Source organism: Hydrogenophaga sp. (assembly GCF_019635465.1).
Classification (GTDB): domain Bacteria; phylum Pseudomonadota; class Gammaproteobacteria; order Burkholderiales; family Burkholderiaceae_C; genus Hydrogenophaga.
Genome location: NZ_JAHBZK010000023.1, coordinates 1 through 18,685, shown reverse-complemented (window position 1 = coordinate 18,685; position 18,685 = coordinate 1). Strand labels below are relative to the sequence as shown.

21 protein-coding genes are annotated in these 18,685 nt (G+C 66.9%); 14 read left to right on the top strand and 7 right to left on the bottom strand.

What is annotated here, in order from left to right:
• Positions 1–14 precede the first annotated feature (14 nt).
• Genes KF871_RS18065 through KF871_RS18050 form a run of 4 tightly spaced genes read right to left on the bottom strand, consistent with a single transcriptional unit; the run spans position 15 to position 4,538 of the window.
• A complete protein-coding gene (locus KF871_RS18065; protein WP_291145835.1) occupies positions 15–1,682 on the bottom strand; it encodes an ATP-binding protein in 1,668 nt (555 codons plus the stop codon).
• A gap of 3 nt (positions 1,683–1,685) precedes the next feature.
• Positions 1,686–2,291, bottom strand: coding sequence for a PAS domain-containing protein (locus tag KF871_RS18060; protein ID WP_291145834.1), 606 nt, complete (start codon positions 2,289–2,291; stop codon positions 1,686–1,688).
• Positions 2,288–4,186, bottom strand: a complete 1,899-nt coding sequence (locus KF871_RS18055; protein ID WP_291145833.1) for an ATP-binding protein — start codon at positions 4,184–4,186, stop codon at positions 2,288–2,290. Before KF871_RS18055 ends, KF871_RS18060 begins: the two co-directional genes overlap by 4 nt.
• A gap of 34 nt (positions 4,187–4,220) precedes the next feature.
• On the bottom strand, positions 4,221–4,538 hold the full coding sequence (locus KF871_RS18050) for a hypothetical protein (protein WP_291145832.1): 318 nt from the start codon (positions 4,536–4,538) through the stop codon (positions 4,221–4,223).
• Between the two features lie 200 nt (positions 4,539–4,738).
• Between KF871_RS18050 and KF871_RS18045 the strand changes: the two genes are divergently transcribed.
• A complete protein-coding gene (locus tag KF871_RS18045; RefSeq protein ID WP_291145831.1) occupies positions 4,739–5,830 on the top strand; it encodes a C4-dicarboxylate TRAP transporter substrate-binding protein in 1,092 nt (363 codons plus the stop codon).
• Positions 5,831–5,860: 30 nt separating this feature from the next.
• Here KF871_RS18045 and KF871_RS18040 read toward each other — a convergent pair whose 3' ends face one another.
• Positions 5,861–6,766, bottom strand: coding sequence for a LysR substrate-binding domain-containing protein (locus KF871_RS18040; RefSeq protein ID WP_291145829.1), 906 nt, complete (start codon positions 6,764–6,766; stop codon positions 5,861–5,863).
• Between the two features lie 93 nt (positions 6,767–6,859).
• Between KF871_RS18040 and KF871_RS18035 the strand changes: the two genes are divergently transcribed.
• From KF871_RS18035 to KF871_RS18000, 8 genes are read left to right on the top strand one after another with little or no spacing between them, the layout of a single operon-like run.
• A complete protein-coding gene (locus tag KF871_RS18035; RefSeq protein WP_291145827.1) occupies positions 6,860–7,558 on the top strand; it encodes a substrate-binding domain-containing protein in 699 nt (232 codons plus the stop codon).
• A gap of 34 nt (positions 7,559–7,592) precedes the next feature.
• Positions 7,593–8,627: an amidohydrolase family protein gene (locus tag KF871_RS18030; protein WP_291145825.1), complete on the top strand. Its 1,035-nt coding sequence runs from the start codon at positions 7,593–7,595 to the stop codon at positions 8,625–8,627.
• Positions 8,628–8,645: 18 nt separating this feature from the next.
• Complete coding sequence (gene ligK, locus KF871_RS18025; protein WP_291145823.1) at positions 8,646–9,329, top strand: 4-carboxy-4-hydroxy-2-oxoadipate aldolase/oxaloacetate decarboxylase; 684 nt, start codon at positions 8,646–8,648, stop codon at positions 9,327–9,329.
• A 9-nt stretch (positions 9,330–9,338) separates the two neighbouring features.
• Positions 9,339–10,271 carry an amidohydrolase family protein gene (locus KF871_RS18020; RefSeq protein ID WP_291145822.1) on the top strand — a complete coding sequence of 311 codons (933 nt, stop codon included), beginning with the start codon at positions 9,339–9,341 and terminating at the stop codon, positions 10,269–10,271.
• 1 nt (position 10,272) lies between these two features.
• Positions 10,273–10,707 (top strand): protocatechuate 4,5-dioxygenase subunit alpha, encoded by a 435-nt coding sequence (gene ligA / locus KF871_RS18015; RefSeq protein WP_291145820.1) that lies wholly within the window; start codon positions 10,273–10,275, stop codon positions 10,705–10,707.
• 1 nt (position 10,708) lies between these two features.
• Complete coding sequence (locus tag KF871_RS18010; protein ID WP_291145818.1) at positions 10,709–11,563, top strand: class III extradiol dioxygenase subunit beta; 855 nt, start codon at positions 10,709–10,711, stop codon at positions 11,561–11,563.
• A gap of 1 nt (position 11,564) precedes the next feature.
• Positions 11,565–12,530 carry a Gfo/Idh/MocA family oxidoreductase gene (locus tag KF871_RS18005; protein WP_291145816.1) on the top strand — a complete coding sequence of 322 codons (966 nt, stop codon included), beginning with the start codon at positions 11,565–11,567 and terminating at the stop codon, positions 12,528–12,530.
• Between the two features lie 4 nt (positions 12,531–12,534).
• Complete coding sequence (locus KF871_RS18000; protein ID WP_291145814.1) at positions 12,535–13,542, top strand: aldo/keto reductase; 1,008 nt, start codon at positions 12,535–12,537, stop codon at positions 13,540–13,542.
• A 7-nt stretch (positions 13,543–13,549) separates the two neighbouring features.
• Here KF871_RS18000 and KF871_RS17995 read toward each other — a convergent pair whose 3' ends face one another.
• Positions 13,550–13,981 carry a lysozyme inhibitor LprI family protein gene (locus KF871_RS17995; protein WP_291145811.1) on the bottom strand — a complete coding sequence of 144 codons (432 nt, stop codon included), beginning with the start codon at positions 13,979–13,981 and terminating at the stop codon, positions 13,550–13,552.
• Between the two features lie 145 nt (positions 13,982–14,126).
• Here KF871_RS17995 and KF871_RS17990 point away from each other — a divergent pair, with 145 nt between their 5' ends.
• From KF871_RS17990 to KF871_RS17975, 4 genes are read left to right on the top strand one after another with little or no spacing between them, the layout of a single operon-like run.
• A complete protein-coding gene (locus KF871_RS17990) occupies positions 14,127–14,597 on the top strand; it encodes a Spy/CpxP family protein refolding chaperone (RefSeq protein ID WP_291145809.1) in 471 nt (156 codons plus the stop codon).
• Between the two features lie 14 nt (positions 14,598–14,611).
• Entirely contained in the window at positions 14,612–14,914 is a 303-nt protein-coding gene (locus tag KF871_RS17985; RefSeq protein WP_291145806.1) for a hypothetical protein, read from the top strand.
• Between the two features lie 47 nt (positions 14,915–14,961).
• Entirely contained in the window at positions 14,962–15,642 is a 681-nt protein-coding gene (locus KF871_RS17980) for a response regulator transcription factor (protein WP_291145803.1), read from the top strand.
• A complete protein-coding gene (locus KF871_RS17975) occupies positions 15,643–16,980 on the top strand; it encodes a HAMP domain-containing sensor histidine kinase (RefSeq protein ID WP_291145800.1) in 1,338 nt (445 codons plus the stop codon).
• On the opposite strand, the gene KF871_RS17970 is transcribed toward KF871_RS17975, so the two are convergent.
• The gene (locus KF871_RS17970) at positions 16,964–17,860 is read right to left on the bottom strand and encodes a LysR family transcriptional regulator (protein WP_291145797.1); all 897 of its coding nucleotides are present in this window, start codon (positions 17,858–17,860) and stop codon (positions 16,964–16,966) included. The genes KF871_RS17975 and KF871_RS17970 overlap by 17 nt on opposite strands.
• Before the next feature lie 77 nt (positions 17,861–17,937).
• Here KF871_RS17970 and KF871_RS17965 point away from each other — a divergent pair.
• Positions 17,938–18,685 (top strand): acyclic terpene utilization AtuA family protein (locus tag KF871_RS17965; protein ID WP_291145794.1); only part of this gene is annotated, 748 nt, incomplete at its 3' end.

Sequence of the window (18,685 nt, the reverse complement as noted above, 5' to 3'; positions counted from 1 at the left end):
CCGGCTTGTCCTGCTCATGCCCCACCCTGCAGAAACCGCCGCAGCGCGCTCGCGCTGACCGGCTTGTGCAGCAGGCTGAAGCCATACCGGCCGGCCTGCTCGATGCGTTGAGCCGACATGTCGCCGGTGACCATGCACACCGGCAACGGGCCTTGGTGGCGCTGCCGAAGGCGTAGCAGGAAGGCCACTGCATCGGTGGACGGGTCCAGCAGGTAGTCGCAAATCACGGCGTCGATGTGCTGGGGCGTGGCCTCGCACAGCCGGATGGCCTCACCCGCGCTGGATGCGCTCAGGACCAGATGACCCCAGGACTGGAGCAAGCGCACGGTGGCCTCCATCACCTGTTCGTCGTCGTCGATGACCAGCACGCGCATGCCTTGGGCCGCCTCTGCTTCAGGCTTGCGTGTGCCTCTGCCTGTCTCGACGGCTCCGGGCTCGCACCGGGGCAAGCGGACCGAGAACATGGAGCCTTGCCCCGGCGTCGAACGCACGTCCAGTGACGCGCCCAGCTGCGCGGCTGCGCGCTTGACATTGGAAAGGCCAAGTCCCTCCGACCGATCGCCTTGTGGCGTGCGCGCCTCCACGCGGTAAAAGGCCTCGAAGATGGATTCGAGCTGCGCGTGTTCGATGCCGATGCCGGTGTCCCACACCTGGACCTCGACATGGGGGCCCCGAATTCGCGCGCCGAGCACGACGCGACCGCTTTCGCAGTAACGAACCGCGTTGGCGACCAGGTTGGCCAGGATGCGCCGCAGCACGGTGGCGTCGGCCCGAACCCAGGCCCGCGTGGGCACGGTGCGCAGTTCAAGGCCCTTGCCGGCGGCCATCGCGCCAAACTGGGTGAGCATTTCATCGAAGGCCACCTGCAGCGGCATCGGCCCGGCCTGCAGTGGCCTTTGATCCGCGTCGAGCAGCGATGCACCCAGCAGCAAGTCCAGCAGCTCCATGAGGCCATCGAGCGAAGAGCGCATGCGCTGTGCGATCGGACGCAGCGATTCGCTGCTGAGCGAATGGGCTGCCCGGTTCAGGCTCTGAATGGTGGTGAGAAAGAGCCCCAGCGAATGAATGGGCTGTCGCAGATCGTGGCTGGCTGCCGCCAGGAACACCGATTTGCTGCGGTCGGCTGCCTCGGCGCGCGCGGTCTGTTGCCTGAGATCGCCCACGAGCCGATCGATGCGCCGTTGCGCCTGATAGCGGTAGCTCATGTCCTGGATCAGCAAGGCGCAGCGAGTGACGTTTTCGTCCACATAGCTCACGCCCTGGATCAGCAAGGGGGGCAGCCCGCTTTCTCCGCGCGACAGACTCAAGTGAAGGTGCGTGGGTGCGTCACCGTCGAGAACCAGGGTGGCGGGCGACAGCCCCAGTGACTGCAACGCCTGGACAACCGTTTGACCGACGAGTTGCTCGCGCGTTTGGCCGAAGTGTCTGCACGCCACCGGGTTGGCGTCGCTCACCATCTCACCGTCACACAGCAGAATGCCTTCAATGCCGGCTTCAAACAGCGTGTCAAGCCGTTCCAGGGTCTGGCGCAAGGCCTGCATGCCGCGATGACGCAAGGTCACGTCGCGAGTGAGGGTGGCCATCTTGGCGTTGGTGCCACCGGACCCCTCGATCGGCCACAGCAGCACACCCATGACGCGGTCCTCGCCGCTGCTGTCTACCAGCGCGCGTTCATAGCGCACGGGCTACAGCGTGCTGAACAACTCCTCGCGCGAAGCGCGGGTGCGTTCGTAGTTCTCGTCGCCCATGACTTCGCGCAGCGGAAGGCCGGACGTTCGAGGCTGCGCAGCGCCGAAGAAGCTTGCGTAGGCGGCATTGATGTAGTGGACGGTGTCGTCGTGATCGATGAGGGAGATGGGTTCATCCAGACGATCGAGCGTCTGGTACAGCCGCTCCAGCACCAATGCCCGGCGACTGCGCCGGTTCTCGACGGCGGAGACATCGACAAAGGTGCACAACCAGTCTTCGCACCCCTCCAGTGGCACGAATGCCGCCTGCAGCAGGCGCTGGCCCACACGAGAGCGGGGGTTGCCCGTGCGCATCCGTCCCTCGAAGGCCTGACCCGCGGCCATGAGGGCGATCAGATCGAAGCCTGCTGCTTCAAACGCCTTGACGAATGCGCCGGGCTTTTGCTCGCTGAGGCTCAGCAGGTGCTCAAATGCCGCATTGCCGTTCAAGCGCCAGGGCGCTGCGCGCACCAGGACGGCCGGACCATCGATCTGTTCAACCCAGGAGCGCCGTTCGGCATCGTCCCTGGCACCCACCGGCGCGGAGGTTGCGCCTCTTTTCATGGATCGACCTGCTGTAGCACCCGTCGCAGGTCGTCCTGCCGAACCGGCTTGTGCAGCAGCGACAGGCCCAGTGAACGGATGGCCTGCGCTGCGTGCAACGAGGTGTCGGCGGTAAAGACATGTACGGGCACCGGACGGGCCAGGCAGGCCCGAACGGCGTCGATGAACTGCGTGGCATGGATGCCATCGCCCAGGTGGTAGTCGGACAGCACCAGGTCGATGTCTTCGGCGTGCGAGATGGCCAGCACGATGGCCTGGTCGGCGTCGGAGGCGCACCAGACCTCGTGCCCCCAGGCTTGAAGCAGTTGCTGCATGGCCATCAGCACCATCGCGTCGTCGTCGATTACGAGCACGCGCCGTGGCGTGTCCTTCGGGGCGCTGTCGCGAATGATGGGTGTGTGCGCACTGGGTGGTGTGGCGACGGCTTCTGCACGCGGCAGGGTGATGGAGAACATGGACCCCTTGCCCGGCGTGGAGCGCACCTGCAGCCTGGCATTGAGCAATCTGGCGGAGCGCTGAACGATCGACAGGCCGAGCCCAAGGCCGCGCAAGCCGCCGCTTGATGGCGCGTGCGGGTGCACCTGGTAGAACTCCTTGAAGATGCCGTCCAGCTGGTCCGAGGCAATGCCGATGCCCGTGTCCCATACCTGAACCTCCACCTCGGTGCCCCGCGATCTGGCGACCACAAGCACGCGCCCCGCTCTTGTGTAGCGCAAGGCATTCGACACCAGATTGTCCAGAATGCGTCGCAGCACCACAGCGTCGGTTTGGACCCATGCGTCGGTCGGCACCACATCCAGACGCAAACGCTTTGACTGCGCTGCGTCTGCCAGATCATCGGCGAGCTCATTGAACATCGCTGCCAGTGACACCGGCGCTGCGTGGACCACCACCGCGTTGGCATCCAGGCGGGAGATGTCGAGCAGCGAGTTGAGCAGGCGGCTGAGTGCATCGAGCGACGCGGCCATGCGGCGCGTCAGTTCCTCGAGTGTCTGGGTGGACACGCGGGGTGACTCGGTCAGGGCCTCCAGGCTGGAGAGCAACAGACCCAGCGCATGGATGGGTTGGCGCAGGTCGTGGCTCGCCGCAGACAGAAACAGCGATTTGGCGCGATCGGCCGACTCGGCGCGGTCCTTTTGCATGCGCAGGTTGTCGATGAGCGCGCGGATGCGTGCCTGTGCATCCCGCCGGTCGCGTACATCGCGAACGATGGCCATGCGCATGAATGAGCCGTGGCGCTGCACGGTGCGACCGATGAGTTCCACAGCGATGCGCGCGCCCTGGGTGTTGATCAACTCGCATTCGAAGGCCTCGTGTGAGGCCTGTTTCATGAGCATTTCGTAGGTCGCGTGGTACTCGGGCGCTATCAACGACGCGAAGTGCTGTTGGTACACCGCCGAGGGTGTGCTGGCCAGCAGTCGACATGCGGCAGGATTGGCGTTGATGATCTGTTGGTTCACGTGCACCACGATGCCGTCGCTGCTGGCCATGACGAAGCGCTGCAAGCGTGATTCGGTGAACTGCAGCTCACCCATTGTTTCGTGGTAGGCCGTAGTGTCCAGCGCATCGATGAAATGGCCGCTGGCACGGCCCGTATCGTCTGTGAGCGTGCGCAGGTGACCATCCAGTACTCGACGGTTCCCTTGGGCGTCCACCACTCGCCAGGTGAATGGCACGGCAGGCTCCTGGGCACTTTGCTGCAACAGGGCGAGCAGCTCGCCATGGAGGGTTGGGCCGAACAGATCCAGTGCGTCACGGCCCACGGCGTCCGCGCCGTGGGGTGTCACCAGTTCGAGCAGGGCGCCGCTGGCGAGTGCACAGCGCAGCCGCGGGCCGGTATCCAGCTGGATGACCAGCAGCGGCAGGTTGTCCACCATCTGTTGCAGCAGCTGCAATCGCAGATCGGTGGCTTGCCGGGCGAGGTGCAGATCACTCGTGTCCGCGAGCTGGCAGACGTGTGCCCGACGGGTCGCGTTCCAGTGGGCGGCACAGTGCAGGTGCACCGGCTTGGCCGGGGGGGGGCGGCACGAGCTGGAGTTCGAGCTCGAACGAGTCCGGGCGCGCCAGAGCAGACAGCATGGCCTTGCGCGAGGCGGGTACCAGAATGGACCAGTCCTGCCAGCGTGCGCCCGTCGCTGCTTCGAGTGCGCACCCGCCGGCACTCAGGTCGGTGAGGGGGCCCTGGTGCGCGACCTCGAATCGCACGCCGAACCAGGGGATGCGAGTGGGGTGGGGGAGCGAGTGCATCGGATGCCCAGGCAGGTTCGTGGAATTGTCGTGACAAGTCCTGACCTTGGGAAGGCTGGTTTTGGCTTGGTATTGGGCCGGTCAAGAATCCGTGGCAAGCGATAGGCGACAGCGCGTCGTGGCGGTGCTAGGCTCCGCATCCGCCCGGCAGTTGGGGAGGCGTAGGTCTTTCGACGGTGATCGTGACTGGAGAGGTGACCATGAACAAGCGGGAACTGTTGCGTTCGGCATTGGCGGTGGCCGGCACCTGTGTGATCGCGCCCGGGGCCATGGCCGCCGAGACCATCAATCTCACCGTGGCAGCGGCGCACCCGGCCACCACGCCGTGGGTGCGGCTGATGGCCGAGCAATTTGTTCCGGAAGTTCGCGAACGCGTGGCGGCGCTCGGCCCCGGCTGGTCGACGCAGATCAGCGAGTTCTATGGTGGCCAGCTCTACAAGATGAATGCCTCGCTCACCAGCGTGAGCGACGGCATCGCCGACATCGGCTGGGTGCTTGCGCCCGCCGAACCCGCCCGGTTGCCGTTGTCACAGTTCAGTGCCGCCATGCCGTTTGCATCCGCCGATCTGCGGGCGGTCCTGGCCGTCGTGAACGAGATGAATGACTCTGTGCCGGAGCTGGCCGAAGAATGGGATCGCAACGGGCTGGTGTTTCTGGGGGCCGTGGTGTCCGACCCCTACCACCTGTTCACCCGAACGCCGTTGCAGGGTTTTGCGCAACTTCAGGGGCTTCGCATCAGTGTGCCGGGCGCGCTGGGGCAGTGGCTCAAGGGCTCTGGGGCCGTCGCGGTCGACGGTGCGCTCACCTCCTACTACACCGACATCCAGACGGGGGTGAGTGACGGGACGATCTCCGTCACGTCGGGAGTCGTGCCCCTGCGGATTCACGAGGTGGCCCCGCACGTGTCGCTGGTCGATGTCGGCTGCATGTATGCGGGCGGCCTGGTGATGAACAAGGGGCGATTCCAGTCGATGCCCGCGCAGGTTCAAGGCATTCTTCGCGAGGCCGGGCGCCACTATTCAGCTTCCACTGGCGAGGCCATGTCCCGGGCCTACGACGGTGGCCTGAAGGCACTGGAAGCGATGACCACCCGCCAGCCCAACCCGGTCACGCTGAACCGCTGGCCGCAGGCGCAACGCCTCGCCTGGGCGCGCTCGCTGCCCAACCTGGCCGGCGACTGGGTGAGCCATCAACGCTCGCCGGAAGCGGCCCGGCGAATCGTGCATGCCTACCTGGAAGGACTGCGGCGTCGCGGTGCACAACCACTGCGGGACTGGGCGCTGTCGCTCTGAGGCTCGGGTGCGAAAGCCTGGCAGATCAGTTCAGCGCGAGGCAATGCGCTCCAGCGTCTGGCCGATGAGCTCGATGGTGGACTGCTGTGTCAGCGTGGCCGGGCGTTGTGAGCTGGTGGCCAGGCTCAGGCGCGTGCGCAGGGCAGGCGTGATGGCGCGCAGGCGATAGGCGGAGGGCTTGATCGAGCTGGCCACGGCGTTGCGCGAGAGCAGGGCGGCACCGGCGCCATCGGCCACCAGGTCGAGGATGGCGGACACGCCGTCGATCTCCAGTGCCACGATCGGTCGACACCCGATGCCGGCCAGCGCGGCTTCCACCTGCATGCGAAAGGCGTTGGGCCGGCTGGGAATGATCAAGGGCACCTCGGCCAACTCGCGCAGTGGCATGGGCGTGGGCGGCGGGTCTTCGGGCAGGCCGGGCGGGCGCGATTGCACCAGCCAGAGTTCTTCTTCGCGCAGCGGCTGCAGGTCGATCTCGGGCGCAGGCTGCGCGTTGTAGAGAACAGCGATGTCGATGCGCCCGGTCAGCAGCCATTCCTGCATGTTGGCCGACAGGCCCTCGCTGATCGACAGGCTGGCCTCAGGCAACTGTTGCCTGAAGGCCCGGGTCAGTGGCACCGCCAGCACCCGCGCCAGGCTGGGTGGCAGGCCGATGGCCACGCGCCCGGCCAGCGCGCCGCGCACCCGGCCCAGTTCTTCCCTGGCGCGCTCCACCTGGTGCAGGATGCCGCGCCCGTGCGCCAGCAGCAGCTTGCCGGCCTCGGTGGGCGTGGCGCCCCGCCCGTTGCGCACCAGCAGGGTCTGGCGCAGTTCCACCTCCAGCAGGCGCACTTGGCGCGAGAGGGCAGGCTGGGCCACGTCCAGGGCCACGGCGGCGCGAGTAAAGCTGCCGAGTTCGGCCACGCGCACGAAATATTCAAGCTGTTTCAGATCCATGGGTTGCGCCGTAGAGGTATGTGATTTTGTTCTAGCTGCTAGCCGGTGGTGTGGGTTTTGTTCAGGATGTTGACTCGCGACAATCCCCGGCTGATGACCGAATCCAACACCGTCCCCCTTCGCGGCATTTCTTCCATGGCCACCCGCCAGGTGCTGGCCGAACTCACCCAGGCCTATGCCGAACGCAGCGGGCAGGGCACCGACATCGCGTCGGTGGGCGGCGTGGACGCCGCGAAGCGGGTGCAGGCCGGCGAAGCCTTCGACCTCGTGATCCTGGCCAGCGACGCCATCGACAAACTCATCGCGGCCGGCCACCTATTGCCCGGTCGCGTCGATCTGGTGGTCAGCAGCGTGGCGGCCTGTGTGCCGGCTGGCGCGCCGGTGCCCGACCTGTCCAGCGAGGCGGCTGTGAAAGCCACCGTGCTGGCGGCCGGTAAAGTCAGCTATTCAACCGGGCCCAGCGGCGTGGCCTTGCAGAAGCTGTTTGCCGATTGGGGCATGGCCGAGGCCGTGGCGGGCAAGACGGTGCAAGCGCCGCCCGGCGTGCCGGTGGCCTCGCTGGTGGCCAGCGGCGAGGTGGCGCTGGGCTTTCAGCAGCTGAGCGAACTGCTGCACGTGCCCGGCATCACCATCGTTGGCGGCCTGCCTGAACCGATCCGGATCGTCACCGTGTTCAGCGCCGGCATTGGCGCCCACACGCCGCGGGCCGACGCGGTGCGCGCACTGCTGGCCTTCATGACTTCCGCCGACGCCGATGCCGCCAAGCAGCGCCAGGGCATGGCGCCGGCCTGAATTTGTCTTGCACAGAACAACCCGAGGAGACTGCATGTCACTGATCATCGATTGCCACGGCCACTACACCACGGCCCCCAAGGCGCTGGAGAACTGGCGCAACGCGCAGATCGCGGGCATCAAGGACCCGGCGCAGATGCCGAAGGTGGCCGACCTGAAGATCAGCGACGACGAGCTGCGCGAGTCCATCGAGACCAACCAGCTCAAGCTGATGAAGGAGCGCGGCAGCGACATCACGCTGTTCAGCCCGCGTGCGAGCTTCATGGCCCACCACATCGGCGACTTCGCGGTGTCCAGCACCTGGGCAGCGATCTGCAACGAGCTCTGCTACCGCGTCTCGAACTTGTTCCCCGACCACTTCGTGCCGGTGGCCATGCTGCCGCAGAGCCCGGGCGTTGACCCCAGGACCTGCATCCCCGAGCTGGAGAAGTGCGTCAAGGACTACGGCGCGGTCGGCATCAACCTCAACCCCGATCCCTCGGGCGGCCACTGGACCAGCCCGCCGCTGACCGACCGCCACTGGTACCCCATCTACGAAAAGATGGTGGAGCACGACCTGCCGGCCATGATTCACGTGAGCACCAGTTGCAACCCGTGCTTTCACACCACCGGCGCGCACTACCTCAACGCCGACACCACGGCTTTCATGCAGCTGATCCAGGGCGACCTGTTCAAGGATTTCCCGACCCTGCGCTTTTTGATTCCGCACGGCGGTGGCGCGGTGCCCTACCACTGGGGCCGCTTCCGTGGCCTGGCGCAGGAGATGAAGAAGCCCCTGCTGAGCGAGCACCTGCTCAACAACGTGTTCTTCGACACCTGCGTCTACCACCAGCCGGGCATCGACCTGCTCAATACCGTGATCCCGGTCAAGAACGTCTTGTTCGCCTCCGAGATGATCGGCGCGGTGCGTGGCATCGACCCGACCACCGGCAACTACTACGACGACACCAAGCGCTACATCGAGGCGTCGACGATCCTGTCGGCCGACGACAAGCACGCCATTTACGAAGGCAACGTGCGCCGCGTGTTCCCGCGCCTGGACGTCCGCCTCAAGGCCAAGGGCCACTGATTCCCAAGGAGACAAGACATGTACGAACTCGGCGTCGTTTACCGCAACATTCAGCGCACCGACCGCGCCACCGCCGACGCGCTGGCGTCGCTGGGCTCAGCCACCGTGCACGAAGCCATGGGCCGTGTCGGCCTGCTCAAGCCCTACATGCGGCCCATCTACAGCGGCGTGCAAGTGAGTGGCACCGCCGTCACCGTTCTGCTGCACCCGGGTGACAACTGGATGATGCACGTGGCCGCCGAGCAGATTCAGCCCGGCGACATCGTGGTGGCGGCTGTCACCGCCGAGTGCACCGACGGCTACTTTGGCGACCTGCTGGCCACCAGCTTCCAGGCTCGCGGCGCGCGCGCGCTGGTCATCGACGCTGGCGTGCGCGACGTCAAGACCCTCAAGGAAATGAACTTCCCGGTCTGGAGCAAGGCCATCAGCAGCAAGGGCACCATCAAGGCCACGCTGGGTTCGGTGAACATTCCGGTGGTGTGCGCCGGCATGTGGGTGACGCCGGGCGATGTGATCGTGGCCGACGACGACGGTGTGGTCTGCGTGCCGCGTGCCAAGGCGGCCGCCACGCTGGAGGCCGCGCGCAAACGCGAAGCCAACGAAGGCGAAAAGCGCGACAAGCTGGCCAGCGGCGTGCTGGGCCTGGACATGTACAAGATGCGCGAGCCGCTGGCAGCGGCCGGTCTGCGTTACATCGACTGAGACCAATCCATGAGCAAACCCACATCCGGAGACTTCACCAAAACCGCGGGCTGGCTTGACTGGTTCGAGGGCCCGAGCAAGCCGCGCTTCCAGCTGCCTGCGGGCAGTGTGGACGCGCACTGCCACGTGTTCGGCCCCGGCGCCGAATTCCCGTACGCACCCGAGCGCAAGTACACGCCCTGCGACGCGAGCAAGCAGCAGCTCTATGCGCTGCGCGACCACCTGGGCTTTGCGCGCAACGTGGTGGTGCAGGCCACCTGCCACGGCGCCGACAACCGCGCCATGGTCGATGCCTGTTTGAACAGTGGCGGCAAGGCGCGCGGTGTGGCCACCGTCAAGCGCAGCGTCACCGACGAGGAATTGCAGGCCTTGCACGCCGCCGGCGTGCGCGGCGTGCGCTTCAACTTCGTCAAACGGCTGGTGGACTTCACGCCCAAGGACGAGCTGATGGAGATTGCCGGGCGCATCAAGGCGCTGGGCTGGCACGTGGTGATCTACTTCGAGGCGGTGGACCTGCCCGAGCTGTGGGACTTCTTCACCGCGCTGCCCACCACCGTGGTGGTGGACCACATGGGCCGCCCCGACGTGAGCAAGCCCGTCGACGGCCCCGAGTTCGCTCTGTTCCTGAAGTTCATGCGCGAACACCCGAACGTGTGGAGCAAGGTGAGCTGCCCCGAGCGCCTGTCCGTCACCGGCCCCAAGGCCCTGAACGGCGAGCAAGCCGCCTACCGCGACGTGGTGCCGTTTGCCCGCAAGGTGGTCGAGACCTTCCCCGACCGCGTGCTCTGGGGCACTGACTGGCCACACCCCAACCTGAAAGACCACATGCCCGACGACGGCCTGCTGGTCGACTTCATCCCGCACATCGCGCCGACCGCCGAGTTGCAGCAAAAGCTCCTGGTGGACAACCCGATGCGTCTTTACTGGCCGGAGGAGGTCTGATATGGCACTCGACAAACCCTACAAGGACGTGCCCGGCACGACCATCTTCGACGCCGAACAAAGCCGCAAAGGCTATTGGCTCAACCAGTTCTGCATGAGCCTCATGAAGGCCGAGAACCGTGAGCGCTTCAAGAAGGATGAGCGCGCCTACCTCGACGAGTGGGCGATGACCGAAGAGCAGAAGCAGGCCGTGCTCGCACGCGACCTCAACTGGTGCATCCGTCTGGGCGGCAACATCTATTTCCTGGCCAAGATCGGCGCCACCGATGGCAAGAGCTTTCAGCAGATGGCGGGTTCCATGACCGGCATGACCGAGGACGAGTACCGCGCCATGATGGTCGCGGGTGGTCGCTCGGCCGACGGCAACCGCTACATCGGCGAAGACGGGGATGCGCAGGCGCATCACCAACCCCAAGGCAAGCAAGGGAAGCACTGACATGGCCCGCATCACCGCATCCGTTTACACCTCGCACGTGCCCGCCATCGGCGCCGCACTCGACCTCGGCAAGACCGCCGAGCCCTACTGGCAGCCGGTCTTCAAAGGCTATGAGTTCTCCAAGCAGTGGATGAAGGATCACAAGCCCGACGTGATCTTTCTGGTCTACAACGACCACGCCACCGCGTTCAGTCTGGACATCATCCCGACCTTCGCCATCGGCACGGCGGCCGAATTCAAGCCCGCAGACGAAGGCTGGGGACCGCGCCCGGTGCCCGTCGTCAAGGGTCACCCCGAACTGGCCTCGCACATTGCGCAGAGCGTGATCCAGCAGGACTTCGACCTCACCATCGTCAACAAGATGGACGTGGACCACGGCCTGACGGTGCCGCTGTCGCTGATGTGTGGCCAGCCGCAGGCATGGCCGTGCCCGGTGATTCCGTTCGCCGTGAACGTGGTGCAGTACCCGGTGCCCAGTGGCCAGCGTTGCTACAACCTCGGCAAAGCCATCCGCAAGGCGGTGGAGAGCTACGACGAAGACCTCAACGTGCACATCTGGGGCACAGGTGGCATGAGCCACCAGTTGCAGGGCCCGCGCGCGGGCCTCATCAACAAGGACTTCGACAACCGCTTCCTCGACCTGCTTGAGACCGACCCCGAAGCGGCGGCCGCGATCCCGCACATCGACTACGTGCGCGAGGCCGGCAGCGAAGGCATAGAGCTCGTGATGTGGCTGATTGCGCGCGGCGCCATGGCCGACGCCGGCGGCGGCAAGCGCCCGAAGGTGGCGCACCGCTTCTTCCACGTTCCGGCCAGCAATACCGCCGTGGGTCACCTGATCCTGGAGAACAACTGACATGACCAACAAGACCATCAAAGTCGCGCTCGCGGGCGCGGGCGCCTTCGGCGTCAAGCACCTGGACGGCATCAAGAACATCGACGGCGTCGAGGTGGTATCCCTCATCAGCCGCGACCTCGACAAGACGAAGGAAGTGGCGGCCAAGTACGGCATCGGCCATGTCACCACCGACCTGGCCGACGCGCTGGCCTTGAAGGAGGTGGACGCCGTCATCCTGTGCACACCCACCCAGATGCACGCCGAGCAAAGCCTGGCCTGCCTCAAGGCCGGCAAGCACGTGCAGGTGGAGATTCCGCTGGCTGACAGCCTGGCGGGTGCGCAGTCGGTGGTCGACCTGCAAAAGCAAACTGGTCTGGTGGCCATGTGCGGTCATACCCGTCGCTTCAACCCGAGCCACCAGTACGTGCACAAAAAAATCGCTGCCGGTGAATTCAACATCCAGCAGATGGATGTGCAGACCTATTTCTTTCGCCGCACCAACACCAACGCGCTGGGCCAGCCGCGCAGCTGGACCGACCACCTGCTGTGGCACCACGCTGCCCACACGGTCGATCTGTTCGCCTACCAGGCCAACAGCCCCATCGTGCAGGCCAACGCCATCCAGGGGCCGATCCACCCGACGCTGGGCATCGCCATGGACATGAGCATCCAGCTCAAGGCGGCCAACGGCGCCATCTGCACGCTCTCGCTCTCGTTCAACAACGACGGCCCGCTGGGCACCTTCTTCCGCTACATCGGCGACACCGCCACCTACATCGCACGCTACGACGATCTCTTCAATGGCAAGGAAGAAAAGATCGACGTGTCCCATGTCGACGTGAGCATGAACGGTATCGAGCTGCAGGACCGCGAGTTCTTCGCCGCCATCCGCGAGGGCCGCGAGCCCAACTCGAGCGTGGGCAAGGTGTTTGCGTGCTACCAGGTGCTCAACCAGCTGGAGCAGCAGCTCAACGCGAAGGGTTGATCCCATGCAGCAGCGCAAGCTCGGCCCTTTCAGAGTCTCGGCCATCGGCCTGGGCTGCATGAACATCTGCCACGCCTATGGGCCGCCGGTGCCCGAGGCACAGGCCGAGCGTCTGCTGCTGACCGCGCTGGACGAAGGCGTCACGCATTTCGACACTGCGGCGCTGTACGGCTTTGGCGCCAGCGAGACGATCGTGGGCAAGGTCTTGTCCGCGCACCGCAGCCGCTTCACGCTGGCCAGCAAATGCGGCATGCAGGGTGTGGACGTCAAGGGCGACGGTCAACTGGTGCGCGTGATCGACGGGCGACCCGAGACGTTGCGCGCCACCTGCGAGGCCGCCCTGAAGCGCCTGCGCACCGACGTCATCGACCTGTACTACCTGCACCGCTGGGACAAGCAGGTGCCCGTCGAAGAGAGCGTGGGCGGCCTGGCCGACCTGGTGCGCGCCGGCAAGATCCGCGCGATCGGTTTGTCGGAAGTGTCGGCCGCCACGCTGCGCAAGGCCCACGCCGTACACCCGATCGCCGCGGTGCAGACCGAGTACTCACTGTGGACGCGCAACCCGGAGATTGCGGTGCTCGATGCTTGCGCCGAGCTGGGAGCTGCGTTCGTGGCCTTCAGCCCCACGGCGCGGGGCTTCCTCGCCACCGACCTCAATCCCGATGGCTTTGATGCCAAAGACATCCGGCGCGCCATGCCGCGCTTCCAGAGCGCGCACTGGGCTGGCAACCTGCGCTTGCTGCCGGGGTACCGCGCCATCGCGTCGGAGGTGGGTTGTACGCCAGCGCAGTTGTCCCTCGCTTGGCTGCTGCACAAGGCGCCCCACATCCTGCCCTTGCCCGGCACCGGCAATGTGGATCATCTGCGCGAGAACCTGGGCGCGGACGCCGTGACACTGAGCGCCGATGTCATGCAGCGGCTGGATCGGCTCATCAACCAGCAGTCGGTACACGGCAACCGCTACAGCGAGCAGAGCAACCGCGAGGTCGATACCGAGGTATTCGCGGCCTGAACATGCCTCAGCGCCGGTTGGGCCTTACACAGGCCACATCCCCCTCCGGGCAGCTCATGTGTCGGCGCAGCTCGGCTGTGCGCTCGCGCGTCAGGCGCGCCTGGCACATCTGCCGCACCATGGGCTCGGCACTGCCGCCGCGCACACCACTGGCCTCGAATTCACACGCGGTGGTGCGGAACTGCAGCCAGGCGGTCTGCGCGTTGCGCAGCAGGGTGCGCTGGGCGCTGTCCAGCACCGCTGAAAGGTCGCGGAAGGTGGCGGCGTAGCCCGCCTGGGCATGTTCGAAATCGCGGTAGGCGCAGGCCGTGAGCTGGCGCTGCGTCTCGGCCTTGGCGCAGTCGGCGGGCAGGTCGTTGGCGGGCGTTGTGGCGGGCGCGGTGGCCAGGGCCGGTGTCAGCGGCAGCAGCAGGCAAAGCAGGGCGGCGAAGCGGTGCATGGTGGTCCTCCTGGGCGCTGGTTTGGGGGCACCGCATTCTGCGCTGAAACAAAACGACAAGAAGCGATACCGCGGCGAGACCCGGCAGCGCCAGCCGCTGCGCACCATGACGGCCATGTTCCACCCGTCCCGAAAGGACCCCGTCATGAAACCCTGGATCAAGCGCACCCTCATCGGCCTCACCAGCATCACCGTGCTGGCGGGCGGCCTGGCCGCCTGTGGCCACCGCGACCACCATGCCCGTGGCCCGGCGTCGCCCGATCAGGTTGCCGAGTGGCGCGGCAAGGCCATCGACCGCGTGAGCAGCAAGCTCGATCTGGATGGCGCCCAGCGTCAGAAGCTGGAAGTGCTGGCCGACAAGCTGATCGCCCAACGCACCGCCATGATCGGCCAGAGCGGCCACCCGCGCGAAGAGATGCGGGCCCTGGTGGCCAGCGAGAAGTTCGACCGCGCCCGCGCACTGAACCTGCTCGACGAGAAGACCCGCGTGCTGCAGCTGAGCACGCCCGATGTGATCAACGCGCTGGGCGATTTCTACGACAGTCTCAACGCCACCCAGCAAGCCGAAGTGCGCGAGTTCCTCGAGCACCGCCGGGGCTGGTTTCGGCGCGGCTGAGCATGGGGCGATCCATGTCACCCGCCCTGCAGACCATCGCACGCCCATGGCGTGAGCACGGCCCGGCCCTGGTGGCCGGTGTCGACAACCCCCACGACGAGGTGATGGCCCTGGTGTGGGGCCCGCGCTTCGACCGCGAGCACGCCATGTGGCTGTGGTCGCGCCTGTCGCGGCGCGAGCCGCAGCAGGCCGCGCCCGTGTTGCCGGCGCTGCTGGGTATGGCCGAGGACTACGACGCGCTGGAAACCAGCGAACAACGCCGGGTACGGCGCCTCATCATGCGCCACCGTTCCTTGACGGGCGCGGGCGCTGCCTGAGGTGTGGTTGAAGCGGTTGGCGTCCAGGCCGGTGTGAGAATGCGCGCATGCCCCGCATCCTGTTGATCGACGACGACGCCCAGCTCGGCCCACCCCTGGCGAGCTACTTCCAGCGCTTCGACATGAGCCTGGTGCAGGCGCTCAAGCCCAGCGAAGGCCTGGCCCAGTTGCGCCGCGGCGGCTTCGACGCCGCCATCCTGGACGTGATGCTGCCCGAGATGGACGGCTTCGAGCTGTGCCGCACCATCCGCAAGGAAAACGACCTGCCCATCGTGATGCTGACTGCGCGCGGTGACGTGATGGACCGTGTGGTCGGCCTCGAACTCGGTGCCGACGATTACTTGCCCAAACCTTTCGAGCCGCGCGAGCTGGTGGCGCGCCTGCAGACCGTGCTGCGCCGCCGGGTGGCCACGCCCGAGCCCGGCGTGTTGCAGTTCGACGGCTTGGTGATCGACCCCGCGCGACGCGAAGTGCGTCGCCAGGGGCAGGTGGTCGACCTGACCGGCACCGAGTTCGAGCTGCTGCTGTTGCTGGCGCGCGAGCCGGGCCGTGTGCTCAGCCGCGATGACATCCTCAACCACCTGCGCGGACACGAGGCCGAGCTGCTGACGCGCGCGGTCGACATTGTGGTGAGCCGCCTGCGCAAGAAGCTCGAACCGCTGGAGTGCATCAAGACGCTGCGCAACGCGGGCTATTCACTGGCCCTGCGCCGCGCGGCGGGAGACTGAATGGGCAAGAAGCTGCTGTGGCGCCACTCGCTCAAGCTGCGCTTGCTGGCGGTGTTCCTGCTGCTGGCGTTCGCGCTGGCGTTCATCTTCATCGGCGGCGCGCAGAAGGCCTTCTCGCTGGGCTGGAAGGAAGCGGCCAGGCCCTTGCTGATGGACTACGTGAACCGTCTGGCCGACGACGTGGCGCCGGCCGGCACGCCGGATGTGGCGCGCGCGCAGGCCCTGGTGGCGCGCGTGCCCCTGGTCACCATCGACATCACCGGCCCGCAGGTTCAATGGCGCTCGCACCCGGCGCAGTCGCGCCCGCACTGGTTGCGCGATCGGCCCGAGGGGCGTGGGCGCGACGACTGGGGTGACGATCAGGACTGGATCGAGCTGCTGCAGCGGCGCACCGCCGACGGCCACCTGATCGAGTTCGGGCTCAACGAAGACGCCTTCGAGCGCCGCCCGCGCATGTTCATCTACGCGCTGGTGGCCTTGTTGCTGGTGACGACCCTGGCCTTTCTCTACCTGCGCCGTTTGCTGCGACCGCTGGACGCCATCCGCGCCGGCGCCATGCGCTTTGGTGCCGGCAACTTTTCGCAACCCATCGAGGTGCCGCGCCGCCGCCGCGAAGACGAGCTCGGCCAGCTGGCCGGCACCATCAACACCATGGGGCGCGACATCGAACAGATGCTGCAGGCCCAGCGCGCGCTGCTGCTGGCCATCAGCCACGAGCTGCGCAGCCCGCTGACCCGTGCCCGCCTGAACACCGAACTGCTGCCTGAGCGCGAGGACGTGAGCCCACAGCGCGAGGCGCTGCTGCGTGACCTCAACGAAATGGCGCGCCTCATCAGCGATCTGCTCGAGAGCGAACGCCTGGCCGGGCGCCACGCCGCGCTGCACCGTGAGCTGACCGACCCGGTGGCGCTGGCGCGCGAGGTGGTGGACGAGCTGGCAGCGGTGCGCCCCGAGGCGCGCGACATCGCCTTGCACCTGCCCGAGGCCTTGCCCCTGGCCTCGCTCGACCGCGTGCGCATGCGGCTGCTGCTGCGCAACCTGCTCGACAACGCCCTGCGCCACAGCTCGGGCGCCGCGCGGCCGCCCGAGCTGCACCTGAGCGCCGAGGGCCGGCAGTTGCGCTTCGAGGTGCGCGACCACGGCCAGGGCGTGCCCGAAGATCGCATCGGCCAACTCGGCCAGGCCTTCTACCGCCCCGACAGCGCGCGCACACGCGATGCCGGTGGGGTGGGATTGGGGCTCTACCTGTGCCGCTTGGTGGCGCAGGCCCACGGGGGGCAACTGGACATCCGCAACGCCCACCCGGGCTTGCGGGTGAGCGTCACGCTGCCGACCTGAAGCCTGGGCGCTGAGCCATCAGAAGCTCGTACAGGCCTTGTGCCGCAGATGACAGTGCGCGGTCGGCGCGCCTGAGCAGGTAGACCTGACGCTTGAGCCCGGCGGCCACCACCGGCCGCGCGCGCAGGCGAGGGTGGTCGAAGTGAAAAAGCGTGAGCGTGGGCACCACGGACACACCCAGTCCCTCGCGGACCATGGCCGCCACGGTGCTGAGCTGCTCCAGTTCCAGGAACGAGGACAGGCGCCTGGGGTGGAGGGCGGCATCGACGTGCTGACGCACGCTGCTGGAGCGCGCCAGCTGGATGACGGGCCAGCCACTCAGTTCGGAGAGCTTGAGATGGCCTGTCTGTGCGGCCAGCGGGTGGTCGTCGCGGCACACCAGATGAAAGCTGTCGGCGCAAAAGCGCTCGGCGCGCAGCCCATTGGCGCTGGCCTGCGTGGACGCCAGCGCAAAGTCGGCGCGGCCGGTCTGCACGCGCGCAATGCAGTCGTCTGACAGCACGTCGGCGACGTCGAGTTCGATGTCCGGGTAGCGCGCGTGATATCGCGCCAGCAAGGGGGGCAGCCAGCCGGCGGCCAGTGAAGGCAGTGCGGCGATGGCCACGCGCCCACGGCGGCGCGCCACGTGATCGCGCACGTCGGCCACGGCGGTGTCGGCTTCGCGCAGCAGGCGTTGTGCGGCTTCCAGAAACCCGGCGCCTTCCACCGTGAGCTCGACCTGGCGGGTGGTGCGGTCGAACAGCCGGCCGCCGATGTGTTCCTCGAGCGAGCGGATCAATGCCGAGAACGCGGGCTGCGACAGGTGGCAGCGCTCGGCGGCGCGGGTGAAGTTGCGCAACTCGGCCAGTGCCACGAAAGCGCGCAGTTCGCGGGTCGACATATTGATCTGCATGGCAGATAAATGTATCGGCAATTCAAGTTTCACAGATCAGTCAGTGATCCCTAAAGTGCCGCTCCATGACAGCCAAGGAGACATTGCTGATCGGCTCGGCCGCCGGCTTTTCGGGCGACCGTGCCGACGCCGCCGGCCCGGTGGTCGACGCGCTGGTGCGCGCTGGTGGCCCGGCCTGCCTGATGTTCGAGACCCTGGCCGAGCGTACGCTGGCGCTGGCGCAGCTGGCGCGCCGCGACGACCCGTCGCGGGGCTATGAACCGTTGCTCGACGACATGCTGCGACCGGTGCTGGGGCGTTGCCTGGACCACGGCGTACGCATCGTGGGCAATTTCGGTGCCGCCAATCCGCGGGGAGCGGCGCGCCACATCCACCGCATCTGCCGCGAGCTGGGGCTTCGCCAGGCTCGCGTTGCGGTGATCGAGGGCGATGACCTCAGCGACGTCGCGCACCGTGGCCTGCTGCGCGAAGCCCTGGGCGGCGCGCTCGACGGCCTGCAACTGGTGAGCGCCAATGCGTACATCGGGGCCGAGGCCATTGCCCAAGCGCTGCGCGACGGCGCCGATGTGGTGGTGGCGGGCCGGGTGGCCGACCCCTCGCTGGCGCTGGGACCGGCCCTGCACCACTTCGGGTGGGCCATGGACGACTGGGACCGCTTGGCCGGCGCAACCATGGCCGGGCATTTGCTGGAATGCGGCGCGCAGGTCACCGGTGGCTATTACGCGGACCCGGGCATCAAGGACGTGCCCGATCTGGCGCACGTCGGCTACCCGATCGCCGAGCTCCATGCGGGTGGGTCGTGCGTCGTCTCCA